This window comes from Gordonia sp. w5E2 (genome assembly GCF_036540975.1).
In the GTDB taxonomy this organism is placed as follows: domain Bacteria; phylum Actinomycetota; class Actinomycetes; order Mycobacteriales; family Mycobacteriaceae; genus Gordonia; species Gordonia jacobaea.
The window spans coordinates 3,708,641-3,723,591 of sequence record NZ_CP144213.1 but is presented as its reverse complement, the minus strand read 5'-3'; the positions used below and the strand labels follow the sequence as shown (position 1 = coordinate 3,723,591).

14 protein-coding genes and 1 pseudogene are annotated in these 14,951 nt (G+C 66.4%); 8 read left to right on the top strand and 7 right to left on the bottom strand.

Annotated features, from left to right (window positions below):
- Window positions 1-3: 3 nt before the first annotated feature.
- Entirely contained in the window at window positions 4-1,215 is a 1,212-nt protein-coding gene (locus RND64_RS16785; RefSeq protein ID WP_049698801.1) for an NAD(P)/FAD-dependent oxidoreductase, read from the top strand.
- Window positions 1,212-1,952 (top strand): DNA alkylation repair protein, encoded by a 741-nt coding sequence (locus tag RND64_RS16780; RefSeq protein ID WP_049698802.1) that lies wholly within the window; start codon window positions 1,212-1,214, stop codon window positions 1,950-1,952. Before RND64_RS16785 ends, RND64_RS16780 begins: the two co-directional genes overlap by 4 nt.
- A gap of 103 nt (window positions 1,953-2,055) precedes the next feature.
- Here the strand turns inward: RND64_RS16780 and RND64_RS16775 are convergent, their stop codons facing one another.
- The 5 genes from RND64_RS16775 to mftR all read right to left on the bottom strand — a co-directional run bounded on the left by RND64_RS16775 (window position 2,056) and on the right by mftR (window position 6,948).
- Window positions 2,056-3,411 (bottom strand): chloride channel protein, encoded by a 1,356-nt coding sequence (locus tag RND64_RS16775; protein WP_049698803.1) that lies wholly within the window; start codon window positions 3,409-3,411, stop codon window positions 2,056-2,058.
- Complete coding sequence (locus RND64_RS16770) at window positions 3,408-3,800, bottom strand: DoxX family protein (RefSeq protein ID WP_049698804.1); 393 nt, start codon at window positions 3,798-3,800, stop codon at window positions 3,408-3,410. Before RND64_RS16770 ends, RND64_RS16775 begins: the two co-directional genes overlap by 4 nt.
- A 1-nt stretch (window position 3,801) precedes the next feature.
- Window positions 3,802-4,857: a ferredoxin--NADP reductase gene (locus RND64_RS16765; RefSeq protein WP_049698805.1), complete on the bottom strand. Its 1,056-nt coding sequence runs from the start codon at window positions 4,855-4,857 to the stop codon at window positions 3,802-3,804.
- Window positions 4,858-5,004: 147 nt separating this feature from the next.
- On the bottom strand, window positions 5,005-6,159 hold the full coding sequence (locus RND64_RS16760; RefSeq protein ID WP_049698806.1) for a lipase family protein: 1,155 nt from the start codon (window positions 6,157-6,159) through the stop codon (window positions 5,005-5,007).
- 150 nt (window positions 6,160-6,309) lie between these two features.
- Window positions 6,310-6,948 carry a mycofactocin system transcriptional regulator gene (gene mftR / locus RND64_RS16755; protein ID WP_049698807.1) on the bottom strand — a complete coding sequence of 213 codons (639 nt, stop codon included), beginning with the start codon at window positions 6,946-6,948 and terminating at the stop codon, window positions 6,310-6,312.
- Between the two features lie 170 nt (window positions 6,949-7,118).
- On the opposite strand from mftR, the pseudogene mftA reads away from it, so the two are divergent.
- From mftA to mftD, 4 genes and pseudogenes are all read left to right on the top strand, one after another.
- Window positions 7,119-7,193: pseudogene (gene mftA / locus RND64_RS16750) on the top strand (mycofactocin precursor MftA); the annotation flags it as partial.
- The gene (gene mftB / locus RND64_RS16745; protein WP_049698808.1) at window positions 7,193-7,531 is read left to right on the top strand and encodes a mycofactocin biosynthesis chaperone MftB; all 339 of its coding nucleotides are present in this window, start codon (window positions 7,193-7,195) and stop codon (window positions 7,529-7,531) included. The pseudogene mftA and the gene mftB, both read left to right, overlap by 1 nt.
- A 98-nt stretch (window positions 7,532-7,629) precedes the next feature.
- Window positions 7,630-8,910 carry a mycofactocin radical SAM maturase gene (gene mftC / locus RND64_RS16740; RefSeq protein ID WP_049698809.1) on the top strand — a complete coding sequence of 427 codons (1,281 nt, stop codon included), beginning with the start codon at window positions 7,630-7,632 and terminating at the stop codon, window positions 8,908-8,910.
- 90 nt (window positions 8,911-9,000) lie between these two features.
- Entirely contained in the window at window positions 9,001-10,203 is a 1,203-nt protein-coding gene (mftD, locus tag RND64_RS16735; protein WP_005203889.1) for a pre-mycofactocin synthase MftD, read from the top strand.
- Between the two features lie 297 nt (window positions 10,204-10,500).
- On the opposite strand, the gene RND64_RS16730 is transcribed toward mftD, so the two are convergent.
- Both RND64_RS16730 and RND64_RS16725 read right to left on the bottom strand, forming a co-directional pair.
- A complete protein-coding gene (locus tag RND64_RS16730) occupies window positions 10,501-11,316 on the bottom strand; it encodes a mycofactocin-coupled SDR family oxidoreductase (RefSeq protein WP_005203891.1) in 816 nt (271 codons plus the stop codon).
- 52 nt (window positions 11,317-11,368) lie between these two features.
- Window positions 11,369-12,544 (bottom strand): CaiB/BaiF CoA transferase family protein, encoded by a 1,176-nt coding sequence (locus tag RND64_RS16725; RefSeq protein WP_049698810.1) that lies wholly within the window; start codon window positions 12,542-12,544, stop codon window positions 11,369-11,371.
- A 242-nt stretch (window positions 12,545-12,786) separates the two neighbouring features.
- On the opposite strand from RND64_RS16725, the gene mftE reads away from it, so the two are divergent.
- Both mftE and mftF read left to right on the top strand, forming a co-directional pair.
- Entirely contained in the window at window positions 12,787-13,497 is a 711-nt protein-coding gene (gene mftE / locus RND64_RS16720; protein WP_049698811.1) for a mycofactocin biosynthesis peptidyl-dipeptidase MftE, read from the top strand.
- The gene (gene mftF / locus RND64_RS16715) at window positions 13,494-14,942 is read left to right on the top strand and encodes a mycofactocin biosynthesis glycosyltransferase MftF (RefSeq protein WP_049699032.1); all 1,449 of its coding nucleotides are present in this window, start codon (window positions 13,494-13,496) and stop codon (window positions 14,940-14,942) included. Before mftE ends, mftF begins: the two co-directional genes overlap by 4 nt.
- Window positions 14,943-14,951 lie beyond the last annotated feature (9 nt).

Here is a 14,951-nt window from a genome sequence, read left to right as displayed (position 1 = left end):
CTCATGAGCGCAACATCGGGTGTCGTGATCGTCGGGGCGGGACTCGGAGCGATCCGAGTGGCCGAAAACCTCCGCGCCGATGGGTACGACAAGCCGATCACGCTGATCGGTGCCGAATCGCACCCGCCGTATGATCGTCCGCCGCTGTCGAAGTCGGTGCTGCTGGGCAAGGACGACCGGGTCGACCTCAAACCGACTGCCTTCTATACCGATTCCGATATCACGCTGCGTCTCGGTACCACCGTCGGTTCCGTTGACACCGACGCGAAGACCGTGACGGTGGTCGACGAGGAGGGCGAGCGCGGCGTCGTCGAATACGAGACATTGGTGCTCGCGACAGGACTGCGGCCGCGTACGTTCCCAGGCACCGATGAGATGTCGGGTGTGCACACCCTGCGCACTTTCGCCGATGCGCTCGCGGTGCGATCGGCCATCGATGCGGCGCAGAACGCGGTGGTGATCGGCGCGGGATTCATCGGCTGTGAGGTGGCCTCAAGCCTCTCGTCGCAGGGAATCGACGTCACCATCGTGGAACCGGCGCCCACACCACTCGCGCTCGCGCTGGGGCCGCGGATCGGAGCGCTCGTCACGCGGATGCACGAGGCCAATGGGGTCACCGTGTGTACGGGAGTCGGCGTCGCCGAGATCGTGGCGGGCGAGGGCGGCGCAGTCCGCGAAATTAAGCTCGACGACGGGTCGGTCCTGCCCGCCGACCTCGTCGTCGCCGGAATCGGATCGACGCCGGTGACCGATTACCTCGACGGTTCGGACATCGAACTCGCGCCCCGCGAGGTCGGCGGCGGAATCGCTTGCGACGCACAGGGACGCACGTCTGTGCCGGGCGTGTATGCCGTCGGCGACGTCGCCAACTGGCTCGACGATGCGGGCGATCCTCGACGGGTCGAGCACTGGAACCACACGGTCGAGCAGGCTGCGGTCGTGGCCGCCGACATCACCGGTGGAGAAGGTGCGACGGCCGCCGTGCCGTACTTCTGGAGCGATCAGTTCGACGTCAAGATCCAGGTGCTCGGCGAACCACGCGCAGACGACGACGTCCACATCGTCTCCGACGACGGCAAGAAGTTCCTCGCCTACTACAGCAGGGGCAGCATACTCACCGCGGTCGTCGGCGCGGGCAAGGTGGGCGCCGTGATGAAGACACGTCCGAAACTGCTGACACCGACGCCGATTTCGGAGCTTGTGACCGACGCGTGAGTCCTCGCACAGCTGGCGCGGGAGGTTCCGCCGAGGACGTGATCGCCGCGATCGACGAACTGGCCGATCCGGAGCGCGCCACGTCGATGGCGTCGTATTTCCAGGCGCATCCGGGCGGCTACGGCGGCGATGACGAGTTTCTCGGTGTCCGCGTGCCCCAACTGCGGGCGATCGCCAAGCGGTTCCGCGGGATCAGTCGCGGCGAGGTCCGTACTCTGCTCACCTCGCGCTTCCACGAGGTGCGACTGGCCGGATTGTTCTGCGCGCGTGACGGATTCGACCGTGCCGATGCCGCGGAGGCCGACCTGTGGGTCGCGGACTACCTGGCGGCGGTGGCCGCGGGGGCGGTGAACAACTGGGACCTCGTCGACTCGTCTGCCGATCCGATACTCGGCGAATGGTCGTGGCAGCACGGCGATGTCGATGTGCTGGTGGATTTCGCTGCGCGAGATGATCTGTGGGAGAAGCGGATCGGCATCATCGGGACCTTCGCATGGATCAAACACGGCGATGCGCAGGCGCTTGCGGCGGTTGCGCCGCTGGTGATCGACGACCGCCGCCCGCTGATCCAGAAGGCGTTCGGGTGGATGCTGCGCGAGATGGGCAAGCGCGTCGACGCCACGGCGCTCACGTCCTACCTCGACGACCACGCCGCCCACATGGGCCGTACCGCACTGGGATACGCCGTCGAACACCTCGATCCAGAGGCGCGGGCCCACTACCGGTCACTGCGCTGAGCGCACGGTTGCTGCTGCGCTGAGCGCACGGTTGCTGCAGCGCTGGGCCCACGGTTGCTGCAGCGCTGGGCCCACGGTTGCTGCAGCGCTGGGCCCCCGGTTGTTACTGCGTTGAGGGTGGATGCTTGGCCGCTTTGTCGGCTCGTAGCATGCGTTCGCGGAGGTCGTCGTAGATCGGTGGGCTGCGGACGAGCGAGGCGATCACGACGGCGCCGGCACCGGCAGCGAGCATCGGGAGGGCGGCGCTGGTGACCGTCGTCATCTCGATCACCAGGATGATGCCGGTGAACGGGGCTCTGACCACGGAGGCGAACAGGCTCGACATGCCGACCAGTACGAGGGGCAGTGCGAGCTCGGTGGCGAGGGTGGACGAGAAGAGGTTGATCAACCAGGCGAAGAGAAGTCCGGACAGTGCGCCGAGCGCGAGCATCGGTGCGAAGAGTCCTCCCGGTGTGCCTGCCGAGTAGGAGAGCGGGCCTGCGATGAACCGGATGGCCAGAAATCCGAGAAGTGACAGGATCGCGATCCGGTGGCCGTCGAGGATGCGTTGGGTGAGTGAGTCGCCGCCACCGGCCAGGTCGGGTGAGACCAGCAGCAGTGCGCCGATGGTCGCGCCGATCGCCGCGGCCTTCACAACCGCCGGAATGCGGTGCAGCGCTTCGAACCACGACAGGCATGCTCTGATCAGCCAGTTGTAGCCGACACCGAGGAGTCCGACGAGGACGCCGAAGACGATGAAGAGCGGCAACGTACCCAGAGCAGGAGCTGCTACGTTCGAGACCTTGAAGTCGGGCATGTCACCGAGGACGACGCGTGAGCACGTGACCGCTGTCGCGACCGCTGCAAGCGTCCACACGACCTCTCGGATGCGGACCTTCTTGGCGACCTCCTCGAAGACGAACATCGCGCCGCCGATCGGTGCGTTGAACGCCACGGCCAGACCGGCGCCGGACAGGACTGTCTGCAGGCCACGGATCTCGTCGTTCGTCGCGCGTGCGAAACGTCCTGCCGCAGCGCCGATTGCTGCGGCCATGTGCACCGTCGGGCCTTCGCGACCGAGCACGAGGCCACCGACGCCGATCGACAGCAGCCCTCCGACGAAGCGGGCAGGCACGACCATCAACGTGGGTGGCTCGGCTTGTCCACGTTCGACGGCTTCGACGTGTTGAATTCCGCTTCCCGCTGCGCGTGGCACCTTGATGGCAATCCACGTCGCGGCAGCCGCGGCCGCAGCCGAGATGGCCAGCGGGACAAGCCACCCCACGGGTCCGTGATGATCAGACCAGTCGACGACGTCGACCCGCCAGTCATCGAGTCGGGTGAGCAGCCAGCGGAACGCGCCGCCCACGAAGCCGGCGACCACGCCCGCCGCGGCCGCGACAAGGGTCAGCAGAACCAGCGCCCGCGCGTCGAGGCGGTCGTCGTCGGTGCGGTGAAAGCTGTGGTCGTCGGTGGTCACTTCGAGTGGCGGAAGACTTTCACGGCTGCTGCGATGAGTGGAATCTGAAGGGGGAGTCGGCCTATCGCGATCGCCTTGTACACCGGAGGCTTGTGCCACCACATGCGGACCATGTTGATGTTGGCCGGGTAGACCGCGACGAACAGTGCGGCAGCCGATCCCGCCGCAAGTCGACGGGTCTGCGGCACAAGCAATCCGGCGCCGATGCCGACTTCGGCGACACCCGACGCGTAGGTCAGTGTGCGGGCGTCGGTGCCGAGTGCCCCGGCGATCTCGGGTGGCACGATCTCGTCGAAGGGTTTGGGTGCGGCGAAGTGCAACGCACCCATTCCGAGCAGCATGCCGCCGAGCACGCGTGCCAGACGGTTGGAGGAGACGTCTGGCGCCATGTCAGAACTCGATTCGCAGTCGGTCGGATGTGGGGTGTGCCTGACAACCCAGGATGTAGCCGTCCTCGATGTCTTCGGGGTCGAGCGCGCCGTCGTTGTCCATCTCGACGCTACCCTCGGTCAATGTGCAGGCGCACGAACCACATTCGCCCTCCTGGCAGGAGTACGGGGCGTCGAGCCCGGCGTCGAGCATGATGTCGATGAGCGATCGGCTCCGCGGCCAGGTGAGTTCGTGTGTCTCGCCGTCGAGTTCGACCTCGACGGTGGCCGCAGCGGCCTGTTCGTCGGCGGAGACCTCGGCGAGCTCGTGGTCGGCGAAGGGATCGCCGGACAGTGAGTTGTACACCTCGGTGTGAACGTCGTGGTGTGCGAACCCGGCGGTGTCGAGAGCGCGGTGTACCGCGTCCATGAACGGGCCGGGACCACACATGTATGCGGTGTGCCCGACATAGGGCGAGAAGATCTCGGCGAGCGCGGCGTCGGTCGGGAGGCCCCTGTCGGTCTCGAGCCAGTGGACGACGGTCAGCCGATCCGCGTTGGCGCCGACGAGTTCGTCGAGTTCCGTCGAGAAGATGACGTCGTCGACGCTGCGGTTCGCGTAGAAGAAGACCACCGGGACGCTCGACGACGCGAGGGCGGTCTTGAGGATCGACATCACCGGAGTGACGCCGCTGCCGGCAGCGATGAGGAGCAGCGGGTCGTCGAGAGTGCGTGGAGTGAACACCCCCGACGGTGGGAGTACCTCGATCTGGGTGCCCGCGGCGAGGTTGTCGCACACCCAATTCGAGCCGTAGCCGTCGACGGTCCGCTTCACCGTCACCTTGGGCAGCGCGTCTGTCGCGGGCGAGGAGGCCAGCGAGTAGCAACGTGCCACCGAGCCGGTCTGCTCGCTGGGGATGCGAAGGGTGAGGAACTGGCCCGGCTTGTAGTCGGTGAATGCGTCTTTGTGTTCGTCGGGGATCTCGAACACGATCGAACGCGCATCGGCGGTCTCGTCGATCACGTCGGCCACGGTCAGGATCACGCTGCGTGATCCATGCGGGGTCAGTTCTGCCATCTCGCGGACTCTCCTGCGTGCTGTCGTTCTCGACTCATAACGAGAACACGTTCTAGTTCAGGCTAGCGTAGCCGATCGGCCCAGGGTATCGGCTGGACCGTCGGCTTGTCGGGGCAGGACCGTCGGGGAGCGAGAGTCTGGCGCGAACTAGGCGAGTGCCGTCCGCAGGAAGTCGTCCCACGCCGCCCACTGGGCTGCGTTCATCTCGGTGTGGCTACCGGTCCCCAGGACGGTCCGATGGTCGACGCCGTTGGCGACGAAGTCGGCTTCGAGCTTGGCATGCAGCGGCGAGGGAACGGTGAGGTCGAGTGCGTTGAACAGGAGCAGCGTCGGTTTGGTGTACCCCGATGTCGGCACCGCCATGTACCTGTCGAGAGATGCACGCAGTTCCGGAGAACCGAGCGGCTTGGCGAGCAGGCTGCCGAACGCGGTTCCCGCTGGAACGGTCGGGGCCGGGCAGCCGTTGCCGACCTTGTCGACGAGGCTGCGTCCATACGGCGACAGGTAGCTGTTGACGTCGACGGCCGGGTCGGCGACGCGATTGCCCGCGAGGACGGCGAGCAGGTAGCCGTAGGCCTTCTCCAGTACGGCAGGCGCCGGCGGGACGTACGGACCGAGGAAGGCCATCACCTTCTCGACGTCGGATTCGGGGTCGACGGCGATGGCGCCGCGGAAATCGGTTGGCGCGCCGTACCTGCTCTGCATGTGCGCGGTGGCCAGTGCGGCCTGCCCACCCTGTGAAGGACCGGCTACCACCCACTTCTTGGCGAGACTCGGTTCGACGCCGCGTGCCGCGTGCAGGAGGTCGATGGTTGCCGCGCCCTCGGAGTCGTTGTTCAGGTAGGGGTGCACGCCGGTTTCGAAGCGCCCGAGGCCGACGTAATCGGGCGCGACGACCGCGTAGCCGGACGCCAACAGGCGGGAGGTGAACCTGTCCGCCTTCGCGTCCGGGCCGCTCTGACCGCCGCAGCCCGGCCCGTAGCCGGACGTGCCGTGGGTGTAGGCGACGACGGGCCAGCCTCCGGCCGGTGCCTTGCCCGCGGGCAGTAGGAGTCCGCCGCTGGCGGGCACAGGCTTGCCGTCTGCCCCGCGCGTCCAGTAGTCGATCGCGAGGCCGTGGGCGGCGCCACGCCAACCGTCGGGACGCGCCTGGGTGCCGATAATCGTTCCGGCGGAACCGGATTGGGATGCGGCCGGCGTTTGCGCGGGAGGAGCGGCGTCGGCGAGCGGTGCCGCCACCGCCAGGCTCAGTGCAGCGGCGGCCGCGGCGAGCGCCGCTCTGGTGGATACGGCGACTCTCACGACTGCGACCTCCGGAAGAACGATGTTGTTAGGCCAGCGCAGAATACGTGGGCGGTGACGCAGAAACACGTGTTTCTGACAGATGCGCGGAAAGCTTTGCTCGCGTGTGTCTGAAACACGTGTATGTGCACACGGAGTCGGCGGGCGCCTTTAGTGAAGAGCGCTCACGCCGTCGGCCAGGGTCTCGCAGCCCGACACGATCAGTGCGGTGAGGTCGGAGTTGGGGTGTGCGAGCCACTGCTCGTAGGCGGCGAGGGTGGTGCCGAGGCACATCCAGCCGATGGTCTGCGGAACGTGGTCGTCGACGTCGAGTCCCAGTCTGCGGGCGCAGAATTCGGCAACCACACGACGCCACTCCGCGTACATCAGCATCGAATGTGCTTGCAGCGCGGGTACTCCCAGAAGGAGTGACATTCGACGACGGTGGTGTTCGAGGTAGTCGTCGTCGACGGCGTTGAACGAGACCAGAGCGTCGGTCAACGCCGCAGCGATGGGGAGGTCCGCGGGGATCTCGGCGAGCAGGGTGCGCATCTCGTCGAGATGTGCGTCGAAGTCGCCCCAGCAGATCGCGTTCTTCGACGGGTAGTACCGGAACAGTGTGCGCCTGGCGATGCCGGCGGCGTCGGCGATGTCGTCGACGCTGGTGTTCTCGAAGCCCGACTCGGTGAACATGTCGATCGCGATCGTGCTGATCTCGTCGCGCGTCGTGATCGGCCTGCGACCCGGTGACCCTGCGGCTCTGCCGCCTGGAGCGACAGCGCGGGTCGGGGTGGGGTCCGAAGGGTTCATCCTCACCTGTCCATCCGGATAGTTTTCGCTTTCAGGTGTTTTCCTGCACCCGGTGCCATTATAGTGTGGCGTGATCCACTTCACTTCACCAACACAAGGAGGTCTGGATCATGGCAGATCAGTCAGCCAAGTCTGCACAGGATGTTGCGGCAACCACCGGCGTTCCGGCAGATGTCGACGCCGAACTCGTGGGCGAGTCGCTCGTCGAAGAGGTGTCGATCGACGGGATGTGCGGGGTCTACTGATGTCCGCACCGACATCCCTTCCGGTCACCGGGGGTCGCGACGCGGCCACCGGTGATCCGGTACCGACGTCCCACGCGTTCGACCCGACGCAGGCGTGGCAGCTCAACCCGAAGGTCGCGCTGCGGCCCGAGCCGTTCGGTGCGCTGCTCTATCACTTCGGAACCCGCAAGCTCTCGTTCCTCAAGAATCTCGCGGTGGTCGGCATTGTCGAGTCCCTGCGCGATCACGACAGCGCCGACGACGCGCTGCACGCCGCGGGCATCGACAGCGCATCGCGACCGCTCTACCTCCAGGCCCTCGGCGCGCTCGCGTCGTCGGAGATGATCTGTCGGCGCTGATCTTCCGACAATGATTTTCTGGCGTGGCCTGAACTTCAGCCCGCAGAAGACCAGCCCTCTTCGTGCCTGCTCGTCCACGCAAGCTTCAAGGAGCCACCATGACCACACTCGAGTTGCCGCCCAGCGCAACTGAACTCGCTGCGACCACCGCGATCGCGACGTCGGCCCGCCCGCCGAAGGTCGGTCGGCTCGTCGACCAGTTCGAGAAGGGCCTCGACGCCCCGATCTGTCTCACCTGGGAACTCACCTACGCCTGCAATCTGGCGTGCGTGCACTGCCTCTCGTCGTCGGGCAAACGCGATCCCCGCGAACTCTCCACCGAGCAGTGCAAAGCGATCATCGACGAGTTGCAGCGCATGCAGGTGTTCTACGTCAACATCGGCGGCGGCGAACCGACTGTGCGACCGGACTTCTGGGAGCTCGTCGACTACGCCACCAGTCATCAGGTGGGAGTCAAGTTCTCCACCAACGGTTTACGTATCGACAAGGCGGTCGCACAGCGGCTGGCGGCGTCGGACTACGTCGACGTGCAGATCTCGCTCGACGGTGCCACTGCAGAGGTCAACGACGCAGTCCGCGGACCGGGCTCCTTCGACATGGCGGTACGGGCGCTCGAGAATCTGTCCGATGCGGGCTTCCGCGACGCCAAGATCAGCGTCGTGATGACGCGGCAGAACGTCGCGCAACTCGACGAGTTCAAGGCGCTCGCCGATCGCTATGGCGCCACGCTACGCATCACGCGGCTGCGTCCGTCGGGTCGTGGCGCCGACGTCTGGGATGACCTGCACCCGCTGCCGTCTCAGCAGCGCGAGCTCTACGAATGGCTTGTGGCACATGGTGAGAACGTGCTCACCGGCGACTCGTTCTTCCATCTGTCGGCATTCGGATCGGGGAGCGGCGGGGGTCTACCCGGCCTGAATCTGTGCGGCGCCGGACGCGTGGTCTGCCTGATCGATCCTGTCGGCGACGTCTACGCGTGTCCCTTCGCGATTCACGAGAACTTCCTCGCGGGCAACATCGTCTCTGACGGTGGGTTCAAGGAGATCTGGCAGAACTCCGACCTCTTCACCGAACTACGCGAGCCGCAGAACGCCGGCGCCTGCACGAAGTGCGCGCACTTCGACGCCTGCCGCGGCGGCTGCATGGCGGCCAAGTTCTTCACGGGTCTGCCGCTCGCGGGACCCGATCCCGAATGTGTGCAGGGTTTCGGTGAGGAGCTGCTCGCCGGCGAGCGATCCAAACCCACTGCGAACAAAGATCATTCGCGTGGGACGCCCCTGACCCTGATGACTCGCAGGCCCGACGGTGACTTGGCGCCGGTCGGCGGCCCGCCGTCGAAGAACTGCGACGAGAACCCGCTCGCGGGTTTCTCGCTGTAACAACCCAGCACGAGCACGCACCCCGCTCGGTCCGACACCGGGCTCATCCGAACGTGCCCGCGGCATGATGAAATAGGTAGGAACACAACCATGGTCAGCAATCCCTGGGCGCGCAACCCCTGGTTCGAGACGGTCCAAGAGGCGCAGCGTCGAGCAAAGAAGCGCTTGCCGAAGTCGGTCTACTCGTCGTTGATAGCGGGAACGCAGGGTGGCCACACCACCCACGACAACGTCGCTGCGTTCGACGAGATCGAGTACACGCCACATGTTGTCGGCGCCCAACCCGATCGCGAGTTGGCGACCACCGTCATGGGTCAGGAACTCTCGTTCCCGGTGATGATCTCCCCGACGGGCGTGCAGGCCGTCGATCCCGACGGCGAGGTCGCGGTGGCCCGGGCAGCAGCGGCCCGTGGAACCGCAATGGGGTTGAGTAGCTTTGCATCTCACCCGATCGAAGAGGTCACGGCAGTCAACGACAAGATCTTCTTCCAGATCTACTGGCTCGGCAGCCGTGACGACATCCTCGCGCGCGCCATGCGCGCGAAGGAGGCAGGCGCCAAGGGACTCATCGTCACCACCGACTGGGTGTTCAACATCGGTCGCGACTGGGGAAGCCCGGAGATCCCGGAAAAGGTCGACTTCAAGGCGCTGCTGCGGCTGGCACCGGAGATCGCGGTCAAGCCACGCTATGCACTCGACTGGATTCAGGACGGCAAGATCATCATCCCGGACCTGACCGCGCCGAACGTCTCCAAGGGCAAGGGACAGCCGGGACCGACGTTCTTCGGCGCCTACGGCGAGTGGATGAACACCCCGCCGCCCACCTGGGACGACCTGCAGTGGCTGCGCGAGCAGTGGGGCGGACCGTTCATGGTCAAGGGCGTCACGAGGCTCGACGACGCCAAGCGCGCCGTCGACATCGGCGCCACAGCGCTGTCGGTCTCCAACCACGGTGGTAACAACCTCGACGGCACTCCCGCCACGATCCGTCTTCTTCCGGGTATCGCCGACGCTGTCGGAGACCAGATCGAGGTGCTGCTCGACGGCGGTATCCGACGCGGCAGCGACGTCGCCAAGGCCGTTGCCCTCGGCGCTCGCGCGGTGATGGTCGGTCGCGCCTACCTGTGGGGTCTGGCAGCCAACGGCCAGGCGGGCGTCGAGAATGTGCTCGACCTGCTCCGCATGGGACTCGACGGCGTCGTGATGGGCTTGGGCCACAAGAGCGTTCACGAACTCTCGCGCGACGACCTGATCATCCAGCCGGGCTTCGAGCGGTCCTTCGGCGACGCCTGACCCGCACGCGGGCGCACGGTCGAGCGCGCACTTCTGCCCGTCGACTGTGCGCTCCGTCGTGCCGACTGTGCGCTTAATACTGCCGACTGTGCGCCGCATTTCGCCGACCGTGCGCTGCGTTGAGTCGACTGTGCGCCTCTGACCGTCGACCGTGCGCTGCGTCGTGTCGACTGTGCGCCGGATGTGACCTGCTTGCTGAATAACTAAGTGGGGGAGCGACGTTCGTCACTCGCTGCGACGCCCAGTCGACGGTCTGGAGCGCCCAGTCGGCAGTGCGGAGCGTACGCCCGACGCGGCTCAGACCTTCGAGTTGCCCATGTCGATCTGGAACTGGGCGCCGGTGACGGCGCGGGCCGACGGTGAGGTCAGGTACAGCACGGCGTCGCTGATGTCATCGGTGGAGGCGACGGGGAAGTGGTCCATCATCGAGATGAAATAGCGTGTGTACTCGCCCATTTCGAAGATTCGCATGGCGGAGGTGTCGGCGATGCCCATCGGGGTGTCGACCGCGTACGGGTGCACCGAGTTGACGCGAACGTTCTTGGGCGCCAACTCTTTCGCGGTGGTCTGGGCCAGGCCGGTCAGCGCATACTTCGACGCGCTGTATGCGGCTTGCATCGGCATGGCCTTGAGTCCCGCCACCGACGAGACGACCACGATCGACCGGTTGTCGGCATCGTTGTCGAGCAGTGCCGGGATGGTGGCGCGCAAGGTCTTCCACGTGCCGGTGACGTTCACGTCGAGAACGTCGGCGAACTGTTGCTCCGGCAGTTCCCACGTGAAGCCCCACGACAGGATGCCTGCGTTGGCTACGACATGGTCGAGTCGGCCGAACTGCTCGACGCCGTCGGCGACCAGTTGCTCCTGGAAGGCGAGGTCGCGCGTATCACCCTGGCGGGCAAGGATTTTGCCGCCGACTTCCTCGACGAGCCTTACGGTCTCGGCGAGGTCGGCCTCTGTCGACGGCGGGTAGGTGATGTAGTCGGCAACGGTGTCGGCGATGTCGAGACCGATGATCGATGCGCCCTCGCGCGCAAAACGGATGGCGTGGTTACGACCCTGACCGCGCGCGATACCCGTGATGTAGACGACTGTGCCGTCGAACTGTCCCATGGGCAGAACTGTAACACGTTCTAGTTATCGCGCGCGGTCGGATCTGTCGAGCTCAGTCCGTCCAGACGGCGGCGGCGTCGACCGCCTCACGATCGGGGCCACGCGGGGTCGACGGTGCGGTCCGCGAGAACCGTGGAGCCACCTGTGCCTGGCGGACTCCGTCGATCTCCACGAGGTTGGCGCGGGCGGCCATATGCGGATCGTCGGGCGCCTCGGCGAACGTGAGCACCGGTGACACGCAGGCATCCGTTCCGTCGAAGATCTTGGCCCACTCGTCGCGAGTACGCGACGCGAACGTCTCGGTGAAGATCTGCCTCAGCTTCGGCCAGTTGGCGACGTCGTTCTGCCCGGGAAGATCGGCATCGGTCAGGCCGAGGCCGCGGAGCATCTCCGCGTAGAACTGCGGCTCGATAGCCCCGGCGGCCATGTACTTGCCGTCCGACGTCTCGTAGACCTCGTAGTACGGCGCGCCGGTGTCGAGCATGTTCGTGCCCTGCTCGTCGCTCCACAAACCGGTGCCTCGAAACGCCCAGATCATCTGTCCCAGAACGGAAGCGCCGTCGACCATCGCGGCGTCGACAACTTGCCCGTGACCCGACGACGCGCGCTCGACGAGCGCCGCGAGGACACCCATCACCAAGAACATCGAACCGCCGCCGAAGTCGCCGACGAGGTTCATCGGCGGCACCGGACGCTCGCCTGCCCGACCGATTGCGTGCAGCATTCCGGTGAGCGAGATGTAGTTGATGTCGTGACCGGCCTGCGTCGCGCGCGGGCCTTCCTGACCCCAACCGGTCATGCGTCCGTAGACGAGGCGCTCATTGACCGACTCCAGATCCGACGGACCAAAGCCCAGTCGTTCCATGACGCCGGGACGGAAACCCTCGAGCAGAACGTCAGCTTTACCGATGAGTCGCAGGATCTCCTCCCGGTCGGCCGGATCCTTGAGGTTGGCCTCGACGACGCGCCTGCCCCGCAGGAGTGCGTCGGCGTTGCGCGCCGGATCGGGTAGCTGACCTGGCCGCTGGATGCGGATCACGTCGGCTCCGAGGTCGGCCAACATCATCGCGGCGTGCGGGCCGGGACCGATGCCCGCGAACTCGACGACCCGTACACCGTTCAGCGGACCACCTGTACCAACGCTTTTCGACGATGCGCCCGCGTTCTGCGCGCCTGCCGAAGCGGATGCCGGCCGGCCTGCCGCGTCGGGCGTCGACGGTGCGTTCATGGAATTCCTCCCACTCGAATTGGTGCGCCCACCTGTGTGGTGGGCGTCACGCCGTGGCCTCAGAATGCCATACCGAGCGATCGTTCGGCAGAGCCGGGGGCGATCGCTAGGCAGGGCCGGGGGCGATCGATCACCGTGGGCGCACGTCCGCAGAACGCCTCGATGCGCACTCAGAAGAAATAGGTCAACAAAGTTTTCGGCGGCGGTTACCTCGCGCGCTTCACATCGGTAAAGTCGACCCAATGACGCGTCCGGCGACTTTGAGTTCGTGCACTTGGCCGGAACTGGAGAATTCTGCGACGACGCTCCTGGTCGCGGTCGGATCGCTCGAACAACACGGGCCACATCTACCGCTCGACACCGACACCCGTATCGCGAGTGCGGTGGTGGCGCGTGTTCACGCGAACCTCGACGACCCGTCGACACTCATCGCGCCGCCCCTGGGCTACGGCGCGAGCGGTGAGCATGAGGGTTTTCCCGGCACCATCTCTCTCGGTCACGACGCGCTGCGCGGTGTGCTCGTCGAGTACGGGCGTAGCGCTTGCCGGTGGGCGCAGCGCATCGTGTTCGTCAACGGCCACGGTGGTAACGCATCGACTCTGGTCGACGCGATCGGTCTGCTCCGCTACGAGGGCCGCGACGTCGCGTGGTATCCGTGCGCCTTCGACGGAGCCGACGCGCACGCGGGTACGACGGAAACATCGGTGCTGCTTCACCTTTCGCCCGATTCCGTGCGTCGGGACAGCGTCGTGGTCGGCAATCGTGAGCCCGTTGCGACGCTGCTACCGGCGATGCGTGACGGGGGTGTGGCCTCGGTGAGTGCCAACGGCGTTCTGGGCGATCCGACGACGGCGTCGGCGAACGAGGGTGCCGCGCTGGTCGATGGACTGGTGAGTCGACTCGGTGCCGCGATCCGAGAATGGGACGTCGCCGAGAACGGGCGCCTGCGATGAACGCACCCACCGATGCGCCCGCGGCGCCCGCACCGAGCCGCGACCTTCCGAACGGCTTCCAGGTCCAGATCGACCTGCGATGTGCCCGGCACGGCGATCTGCGCTACCTCGTCGGCGGCTCGCCGACTCGCTTGATGCGGCTGTCCGACGCCGCGCTCGGGATGACATCTGTCGACGGTCGCATCGAGGTGTGCGACGGCCCGACCCGAACGCTGGCGCGACGCCTCCTCGACGCGGGAATGGCCAACCCCCGCCCCATGCACGGACCGTCGACCGACGACGTCACGATCGTTGTTCCGGTGCGCGACAACCAATCCGGCGTCGACCGTCTCCTGAACGCCGTCGGTGGCGTCAAGGTGATCGTCGTCGACGACGGTTCGCGGACTCCCATCGTCGCGCAGGGTCCGCAGGTGCGCGTGCTCCGTTTCGACGAGAACCACGGACCGGCGGCCGCACGAAATGCCGGCGCCGCTGCTGCCGACACCGAGTTCATCGCCTTCGTCGACTCCGACGTGGTCCCGCACAGCGACTGGCTGATGATGCTGCTCGGTCACTTCTCCGATCCGGCAGTGGCGATCGCCGCGCCGCGCATCGTCGGGCTCGACCGCGACGACGAGGGCGGCGACCACCACAAGCGATCACTCGCCGAGCGTTACGAGAACGGCCATTCTTCCCTCGACATGGGGCCCAGCGAGGCGGGCGTCGTCCCGGGAACTCCGATCGCGTATGTGCCGAGTGCGGCAATGTTGGTGCGTGCGAGCGCCTTTGACGGATTCGACGAATCGCTGCGCGTCGCCGAGGACGTCGACCTGTGCTGGCGGACGCATGAGAACGGCTGGCGTATTCGCTACGACCCGATCGCGACGGTCGCGCACGATCATCGCACCAGCATGCGCACCGTGCTCGGACGACGACGGTTTTACGGCACCGGCGCGGCCTTCCTCGCCGAGCGTCACGGCGAGTCGGTCGCTCCGGTCGTGATGTCCATGTCGATGGCCGCAGCGGTGGCGGCGTTGCTCACGCACACCAGGATCGGTCTCGCGGTGGCGGTGGTGATCCTGCTCCGCGTGGGGCATCGGCTCCGGACACGACTGGGCGAACTGCCGGAGGCCACACGTGTGTCCGCACAGATGACCTCGCGGGCAACCTTCTTCGGACTGCTGCAGGCGGCGGGCGCGGTGTGTCGTCACTATTGGCCCGTCGCGTTGCTGCTGGCGCTGATCTCACCGAGATTCCGACGGATCGTCATCGAGATCGCGATCGCCGAAGGCGTCGTGGAGTGGATTCGCTCCGTCGCCGCGGAACCGGCGGTGGCGCCGACCATGGGGCCGTTCGGCTATCTGCTGTGCCGACGTCTCGACGATCTCGCGTACGGCACCGGGCTCTGGCAAGGGGTGGTCACGCATCGTGAACTCGCGGCGTTGCGTCCGGTACTGACGCCGTAGCGGCGTCGA

Bases quoted from the DNA above. Each gene is read 5' to 3' on its own strand.
- RND64_RS16785 (WP_049698801.1), top strand. From the start codon at position 4: ATGAGCGCAACATCGGGTGTCGTGATCGTCGGGGCGGGACTCGGAGCG.
- RND64_RS16770 (WP_049698804.1), bottom strand. From the start codon at position 3,800: ATGGCGCCAGACGTCTCCTCCAACCGTCTGGCACGCGTGCTCGGCGGC.
- RND64_RS16765 (WP_049698805.1), bottom strand. From the start codon at position 4,857: ATGGCAGAACTGACCCCGCATGGATCACGCAGCGTGATCCTGACCGTG.
- mftR (WP_049698807.1), bottom strand. From the start codon at position 6,948: ATGAACCCTTCGGACCCCACCCCGACCCGCGCTGTCGCTCCAGGCGGC.
- mftB (WP_049698808.1), top strand. From the start codon at position 7,193: ATGTCCGCACCGACATCCCTTCCGGTCACCGGGGGTCGCGACGCGGCC.
- mftC (WP_049698809.1), top strand. From the start codon at position 7,630: ATGACCACACTCGAGTTGCCGCCCAGCGCAACTGAACTCGCTGCGACC.
- mftD (WP_005203889.1), top strand. From the start codon at position 9,001: ATGGTCAGCAATCCCTGGGCGCGCAACCCCTGGTTCGAGACGGTCCAA.
- RND64_RS16730 (WP_005203891.1), bottom strand. From the start codon at position 11,316: ATGGGACAGTTCGACGGCACAGTCGTCTACATCACGGGTATCGCGCGC.
- RND64_RS16725 (WP_049698810.1), bottom strand. From the start codon at position 12,544: ATGAACGCACCGTCGACGCCCGACGCGGCAGGCCGGCCGGCATCCGCT.
- mftE (WP_049698811.1), top strand. From the start codon at position 12,787: ATGACGCGTCCGGCGACTTTGAGTTCGTGCACTTGGCCGGAACTGGAG.
- mftF (WP_049699032.1), top strand. From the start codon at position 13,494: ATGAACGCACCCACCGATGCGCCCGCGGCGCCCGCACCGAGCCGCGAC.